Genomic DNA, 6,491 nt, shown 5'->3' with positions numbered 1-6,491 from the left:
AACGCTAGGAAGTGCATCTTTACCGCGATACTGACGTAGACCTGGACGGCTTACGCGCTTCACAGTTTCGATAACTGGTTTGCCTTCGAAATACTTTAAAGTCAAAGTAAGAGTTGGTTTGCCTTCAGCATCCGCAACTTCTACGTTTGAAATATAACCTTCTTGTTGAAGTAAGTTAGCAATTGCTACCTTCAACTTAGAATTAGGCATAGAAACAGTTTGTTTCTTCGCCATTTGTGCGTTACGAACACGTGTTAGCATGTCGGCAACGGTATCTTGCATACTCATCTATAGTGCTCCTTACCAGCTTGCCTTAACAACGCCAGGTACATCACCTTGCATTACTGTTTCACGTAATTTGTTACGGCTTAAACCGAACTTACGGAAGTAACCATGAGGACGACCAGTTAAACCACAACGGTTACGTAGACGTACTGGAGATGCATTACGTGGTAATGCCTGTAATTTCATCATCGCTTCGAAACGTTCTTCGTCTGATGCATTTACGTTGGCAATCGTAGCTTTTAATTCAGCACGTTTTGCAGCGTATTTCGCAACAGTAGCTTCGCGTTTCGCTTCGCGATTAATCATACCTTTCTTAGCCATATCGACCTCTTATTTGAACGGGAAGCCGAATGCACGCATTAGCGCACGGCCTTCGTCATCGGTGCGAGCAGTCGTAGTAATGGTAATATCCATACCACGAATACGATCAATCTTGTCAAAATCGATTTCAGGGAACATGATCTGTTCCTTAAGACCCATTGAGTAGTTACCACGACCGTCAAATGATTTCGCTGAGAAACCACGGAAGTCACGGATACGAGGGATCGCAATCGAGATCAAACGGTCTAAGAATTCGTACATACGTTCGCCGCGTAAAGTAACTTTACAACCGATCGGCCAACCATCACGGATTTTGAAACCAGCGATTGATTTGCGAGCTAACGTAAGTACTGGTTTTTGACCAGCAATAGCTTGCATATCTGAAAGAGCACCATCAAGGAGTTTTTTGTCAGCAGCAGCTGCGCCAACACCCATGTTGATCGTGATTTTAGTGATGCGAGGAATCTCCATCACATTCTTAACGCCTAAAGTCTCTAGTAACTGAGCTTTAAGTTCGTCATTGTAACGTGTTTTAAGTCTGGCCATGGCCTATATCAACCTATTACTTCGCTACCGCCACTGATTCACCATTTGATTTGAATACGCGAGTTTTCACGCCATCAATCACTTGGTAACCAACACGGTCAGCCTTTTGGGTTGTAGCATTAAAAACTGCCACGTTTGAAATATGAAGCGAAGCTTCCTGAGTTACAACGCTACCTTCAGCGCCTGTAGCACGGTTCGGCTTTTGGTGCTTCTTCACCAAGTTAAGGCCTTCAACCTTAACACGGTCATTAGAAACAGACAGAACAGTACCCTGTTTGCCTTTTTCTTTACCTGCGATCACAATTACTTGATCGCCTTTTTTAATCTTAGCCATGATCGCCTCTTATAGAACTTCAGGAGCCAATGAAATAATTTTCATGAACTGTTCAGTACGAAGTTCACGAGTCACTGGTCCGAAAATACGAGTTGCAATCGGCGCTTTGTTGTTGTTCAAAATAACAGCAGCATTATCGTCGAAACGAATCACTGAACCGTCTGCACGACGGATACCGAATTTTGTACGAACCACAACTGCATTCATCACGTCACCTTTTTTAACACGTGCGCGTGGAATTGCTTCTTTTACAGTAACTTTAATAATGTCGCCAACAGAAGCATAACGACGATGCGAGCCACCAAGTACTTTAATACATTGTACGCGGCGTGCACCACTGTTGTCTGCTACGTCGAGCATAGTTTCGGTCTGAATCATTGCCCTACTCCAAAACCGAGCAACACCGGTCGAAATTTCGAAAGGCTCAAAGAGTACTCGAAATTGACCGATGATGCAACAAGAACGTTAATTACTCAGCAGCTGCTTCAACAACTTCAACTAGAGTCCAAGACTTAGTTTTAGAAATTGGGCGGCTTTCTTTAATGGTTACAACATCACCAGCTTTCGCTGTGTTGTTCTCATCATGAGCATGTAATTTTGTTGAACGGCGGATTAATTTGCCATACAACGGGTGTTGAACTTGGCGTTCAATAAGCACAACGATAGATTTATCCATCTTGTCGCTTACAACTTTGCCAGTTAACGTGCGGACTGTTTTATCACTCATTGTCCGTTCCCCTGTTTTTCGGTAAGGAGGGTCTTAATACGAGCAATAGTCTGACGAGTAAGTGCAACTTCATGCGATTTACCCAATTGACCAGTTGCTTTCGCCATACGAAGACGGAATTGGTTAAGCTGTTGCTCATCAAGCAAAGCTGTCAACTCTTCTACCGACTTTTCACGTAGATCTTTAGTTTTCATTACATTACCGTCCGAGTCACGATAGCGGTTTTAAACGGAAGCTTAGCTGCTGCAAGCGTAAACGCTTCGCGAGCCAGTTCTTCGTTAACACCATCAATTTCGTACAAGACTTTACCTGGTTTGATTTGGCAAACCCAATATTCCACAGAACCTTTACCTTTACCCATACGCACTTCAAGAGGCTTAGAAGTAATCGGCTTGTCCGGGAATACACGGATAAAGATCTTACCACCACGCTTAATACGACGGCTAATTGTACGACGCGCTGCTTCAATTTGACGCGCAGTCATTTGACCACGTTCAACTGATTTAAGTGCAATAGTACCGAAAGATACTGTGCTACCGCGGTGTGCTAGACCAGTGTTACGGCCTTTCTGCACTTTACGGAATTTAGTACGCTTAGGTTGCAACATGGATTATTCTCCTTTTTCAGCAGAACGATCATTGCGACGACCACGACGCTCTTGACCTTCACCACGACCACGACCGCGTTTAGCTGGACGTTCTTCTGCTGGAGCTGGGTTCATGACTTGTTTCATGCCGCCCAAGATCTCACCACGGAAGATCCAAACTTTAACACCGATCGTACCGTAAGTAGTCTCAGCACGCATAGTCGCATAGTCGATATCTGCACGAAGCGTATGTAGAGGTACACGACCTTCACGATACCACTCAGTACGAGCAATCTCAGCACCACCTAAACGGCCTGAAACTTCTACTTTGATACCTTTAGCACCAGCACGCATGGTGTTTTGTACCGCACGCTTCATAGCACGACGGAACATTACACGTTTTTCCAATTGAGAAGCGATAGCTTCAGCAACTAGACGCGCGTCTAAGTCTGGACGATCAATTTCATTGATACTTACTTGCGCAGGAACACCCATGATAGATGTCAATTCGCGTTGTAGTTTCTCAATATCTTCGCCTTTTTTACCGATCACGATACCAGGACGAGCAGTGCTAATAGTTACTTTAGCAGCGCCTGTAGGGCGTTCGATAAGAATATTGCTGATCATCGCGTTTTTAAGTTTTTTGATCAAAAACTCACGAACTTGAAGATCTTTAAGCAAGTATTCAGCGTATTGTTTCGGATTCGCATACCAGTTAGCGTTATGACGTTTCACAACACCTAGGCGGATACCGATTGGATGAACCTACTGACCCATATCAAACCCCTACCTTAACGGTGATGTGACAAGTACGCTTAGTAATACGATCTGCACGGCCTTTAGCACGTGGCATAATACGTTTCAGGCTCATGCCTTCATCAACGTAGATCGTAGAAACTTTAAGGTCGTCTACATCTAAACTGTTATTGTGTTCAGCATTTGCAATCGCAGATTCCAACGCTTTCTTAACTAGAACTGCAGCTTTTTTGTTGCTGAAGTTAAGGATGTTAAGAGCGTGCGCAACAGATTTGCCGCGGATAAGATCTGCAACCAAACGAGCTTTTTGTGCCGAGATAGCGGCACCGCGTAATTTAGCAGTTACTTCCATCATAGCACCCATTAACGTTTAGATTTCTTGTCAACACCGTGACCGCGATAGGTACGAGTTGGTGCAAATTCACCAAGCTTGTGACCAACCATGTGCTCAGAAACGATCACAGGAACGTGGTTACGGCCATTGTGTACAGAAATTGTTAAACCAACAAAATCCGGGAGGATCATCGAACGACGCGACCAAGTTTTGATCGGCTTACGGTTATTAGCCGCGATAGCCGCTTCAACCTTAGCGAACAAGTGCGCATCGACGAATGGGCCTTTTTTCAGAGAACGAGGCATTGTCAGATTCCTTTACTTGTTACTTAACGCGACGGTCGCGAATAATCATCTTAGTCGTACGCTTATTGGTACGTGTCTTGTACCCTTTAGCTTTTTGACCCCATGGGCTTACAGGTTGAATACCTTTGTTACGCCCTTCACCACCACCATGTGGATGGTCAACTGGGTTCATCGCCATACCACGAACGGTAGGACGAACACCACGCCAGCGTGATGCACCAGCTTTACCTAGTGAACGAAGGTTGCTTTCTGAGTTAGATACTTCACCTAACACAGCACGGCATTCAACGTGAATTTTACGCATCTCGCCTGAACGTAGACGAACGATAGCGTAAGAACCGTCACGACCCAACAGCTGAACTGAAGTACCAGCTGAACGAGCTAACTGCGCGCCTTTACCGATTTTAAGTTCGATGTTGTGAAGAGTAGAACCGATAGGCATGTTGCGAAGCGGCAAGCAGTTACCTGGACGAATTGGAGCATCGTTACCAGACTGTACTTTATCGCCAGCGCGAAGGCCTTTAGGAGCGATGATATAACGACGCTCACCGTCAGCATACAATACAAGTGCAATGTGTGCAGTACGGTTAGGATCGTATTCGATACGCTCTACAGTTGCAGGAATACCATCTTTGTTACGTTTAAAGTCAACTAGACGGTAGTGCTGCTTGTGACCGCCACCAACGTGACGAGTCGTGATGTGACCGTTGTTATTACGGCCGCCAGTACGTTTTTTAGCTTCAACCAACGGAGAGTATGGTGCGCCTTTGTGAAGGTGATCGTGAACCACTTTCTCTACAAAGCGACGTCCTGGAGACGTTGGCTTACATTTTTGAATAGGCATAATTCTCGTCCTTATTCCGCTGTGCTTTCAGCGGTATCGCCCAAGTCAGCCATTTCAACATCTTGGCCAGCTTTCAGGGTGACGTATGCTTTTTTAACATCAGAACGACGTCCTAATGTTTTACCAAAGCGTTTAGACTTACCTTTAGTGATAGTCGTGTTAACTTTAACAACTTCCACACCAAAGAGTTGTTCCACTGCTTTTTTGATTTCAAGCTTGTTTGCATTTAATGCAACTTTAAACACTTGAACACCAGCAGTTTCACCTAAAACTTGTGCTTTTTCTGAGAATACAGGTCCTTGCAGGACTTGATAGATACGTTCGTTGTTCATCCGAGTTCTACCTCAATTTTCTTAGCAGCAGCTACAGACATAACAACTTTGTCGAACGCAATCAAGCTAACCGGATCGATTGCAGCAGCATCAACCACATCAACGTGTGGAATGTTGCGCGCAGCAAGATACAGGTTCTCATCAACAGCATCAGTAACGATCAATGCGCGAGTCGCATTCAAGTCGTTAAGTTTTGCAAGCAATTCTTTAGTTTTTGGAGCTGCAACAGCAAACTCTTCAACTAAAACTAAGCGATCTTGACGAACAAGTTCAGCTAGGATGCATTGCATAGCACCGCGGTACATTTTACGGTTTACTTTTTGAGACCAGTCTTGTGGACGAGCAGCAAAAGTTTTACCACCGCCAACCCAGATTGGGCTACGAATAGAACCAGCACGAGCGCGGCCAGTACCTTTTTGACGGAATGGCTTGCGACCACCGCCAGAAACGTCTGCACGTGATTTCTGAGCTTTTGAACCTTGACGGCCACCAGCTAAATAAGCTGTAACCACTTGGTGAACAAGAGCTTCATTAAATTCACGACCGAACGCAACTTCTGATAATTCAACAGCAGAGCCGGAAACAGTATTTAAATTCACGTTATTTCCCCTCAGGCCTTGATCGTAGGACGAACGATTACGTCGCCACCAGTAGCACCAGGAACCGCGCCTTTAACAACTAGAACTGAACGTTCTGTGTCGATAGCAACGATTTCAAGACCCTGTGTAGTTACGCGTTCAGCACCCAAATGGCCAGCCATTTTTTTGCCTTTGAATACGCGACCAGGAGTCTGGTTTTGACCAGTAGAACCTAAAACACGGTGAGAAACTGAGTTACCGTGAGTTGCATCTTGCGTACGGAAGTTCCAACGCTTAACACCACCCTGGAAACCTTTACCTTTAGATTGACCAGTTACGTCAACAACTTGACCAACTTGGAACAATTCAACGGTAAGCGTACCACCAACTTCACGACCTTCAAGATCAGCTTCTGTAGCACGGAATTCTTGAACTAGACGACCAGCTGCAACACCCGCTTTCGCGAAGTGGCCTTTCTGAGCGTTAGTTACGCGAGATTCGCGACGTTCACCAGTAGTGATTTGAATCGCTTGATAACCATCA

The 6,491-nt window shown here is 45.1% G+C and carries 13 protein-coding genes and 2 pseudogenes (2 of these 15 only partly in view); all 15 read right to left on the bottom strand.

Annotated elements, in window-relative coordinates; translation table 11 throughout:
* A pseudogene (gene rpsH, locus ACIG3F_RS02885) lies at positions 1 to 234 on the bottom strand (30S ribosomal protein S8) (its annotated part extends 34 nt beyond the left edge of the window); the annotation flags it as partial.
* 66 nt (positions 235 to 300) lie between these two features.
* Positions 301 to 606, bottom strand: a complete 306-nt coding sequence (gene rpsN / locus ACIG3F_RS02880; protein ID WP_004281500.1) for a 30S ribosomal protein S14 — start codon at positions 604 to 606, stop codon at positions 301 to 303.
* Positions 607 to 615: 9 nt separating this feature from the next.
* On the bottom strand, positions 616 to 1,152 hold the full coding sequence (gene rplE, locus ACIG3F_RS02875; protein WP_005094146.1) for a 50S ribosomal protein L5: 537 nt from the start codon (positions 1,150 to 1,152) through the stop codon (positions 616 to 618).
* Positions 1,153 to 1,168: 16 nt separating this feature from the next.
* Positions 1,169 to 1,486: a 50S ribosomal protein L24 gene (gene rplX / locus ACIG3F_RS02870; protein ID WP_004281502.1), complete on the bottom strand. Its 318-nt coding sequence runs from the start codon at positions 1,484 to 1,486 to the stop codon at positions 1,169 to 1,171.
* A gap of 9 nt (positions 1,487 to 1,495) precedes the next feature.
* On the bottom strand, positions 1,496 to 1,864 hold the full coding sequence (rplN, locus tag ACIG3F_RS02865; protein ID WP_004281503.1) for a 50S ribosomal protein L14: 369 nt from the start codon (positions 1,862 to 1,864) through the stop codon (positions 1,496 to 1,498).
* 91 nt (positions 1,865 to 1,955) lie between these two features.
* Complete coding sequence (gene rpsQ / locus ACIG3F_RS02860) at positions 1,956 to 2,213, bottom strand: 30S ribosomal protein S17 (RefSeq protein WP_004281504.1); 258 nt, start codon at positions 2,211 to 2,213, stop codon at positions 1,956 to 1,958.
* The gene (rpmC, locus tag ACIG3F_RS02855; protein ID WP_004281505.1) at positions 2,210 to 2,407 is read right to left on the bottom strand and encodes a 50S ribosomal protein L29; all 198 of its coding nucleotides are present in this window, start codon (positions 2,405 to 2,407) and stop codon (positions 2,210 to 2,212) included. The genes rpsQ and rpmC overlap by 4 nt, the downstream gene beginning before the upstream one ends.
* On the bottom strand, positions 2,407 to 2,820 hold the full coding sequence (gene rplP, locus ACIG3F_RS02850; protein WP_004281506.1) for a 50S ribosomal protein L16: 414 nt from the start codon (positions 2,818 to 2,820) through the stop codon (positions 2,407 to 2,409). Before rplP ends, rpmC begins: the two co-directional genes overlap by 1 nt.
* Positions 2,760 to 3,555 (bottom strand): annotated as a pseudogene (rpsC, locus tag ACIG3F_RS02845) (30S ribosomal protein S3). The gene rplP and the pseudogene rpsC overlap by 61 nt, the downstream one beginning before the upstream one ends.
* Before the next feature lie 22 nt (positions 3,556 to 3,577).
* On the bottom strand, positions 3,578 to 3,907 hold the full coding sequence (gene rplV / locus ACIG3F_RS02840; RefSeq protein WP_001982638.1) for a 50S ribosomal protein L22: 330 nt from the start codon (positions 3,905 to 3,907) through the stop codon (positions 3,578 to 3,580).
* An 11-nt stretch (positions 3,908 to 3,918) separates the two neighbouring features.
* Positions 3,919 to 4,194, bottom strand: a complete 276-nt coding sequence (rpsS, locus tag ACIG3F_RS02835; RefSeq protein ID WP_004281508.1) for a 30S ribosomal protein S19 — start codon at positions 4,192 to 4,194, stop codon at positions 3,919 to 3,921.
* A 19-nt stretch (positions 4,195 to 4,213) separates the two neighbouring features.
* Entirely contained in the window at positions 4,214 to 5,038 is an 825-nt protein-coding gene (gene rplB, locus ACIG3F_RS02830; RefSeq protein ID WP_004281509.1) for a 50S ribosomal protein L2, read from the bottom strand.
* Between the two features lie 11 nt (positions 5,039 to 5,049).
* Positions 5,050 to 5,370, bottom strand: a complete 321-nt coding sequence (rplW, locus tag ACIG3F_RS02825) for a 50S ribosomal protein L23 (RefSeq protein WP_004281510.1) — start codon at positions 5,368 to 5,370, stop codon at positions 5,050 to 5,052.
* A complete protein-coding gene (gene rplD, locus ACIG3F_RS02820; protein WP_004281511.1) occupies positions 5,367 to 5,969 on the bottom strand; it encodes a 50S ribosomal protein L4 in 603 nt (200 codons plus the stop codon). The genes rplW and rplD overlap by 4 nt, the downstream gene beginning before the upstream one ends.
* 11 nt (positions 5,970 to 5,980) lie before the next feature.
* Positions 5,981 to 6,491, bottom strand: the 3' portion of a protein-coding gene (gene rplC / locus ACIG3F_RS02815; protein ID WP_396469362.1) for a 50S ribosomal protein L3. 56 nt of this gene lie beyond the right edge of the window; the window shows 511 of its 567 coding nt (coding positions 57-567); the start codon falls outside the window, past its right edge; it ends in the stop codon at positions 5,981 to 5,983.

Source organism: Acinetobacter sp. NPDC052428, from assembly GCF_044547685.1.
In the GTDB taxonomy this organism is placed as follows: Bacteria; Pseudomonadota; Gammaproteobacteria; order Pseudomonadales; family Moraxellaceae; genus Acinetobacter; species Acinetobacter lwoffii_G.
The sequence above is the reverse complement of the archived record's forward strand: the minus strand, read 5'-3'. Positions and strand labels throughout refer to the sequence as shown.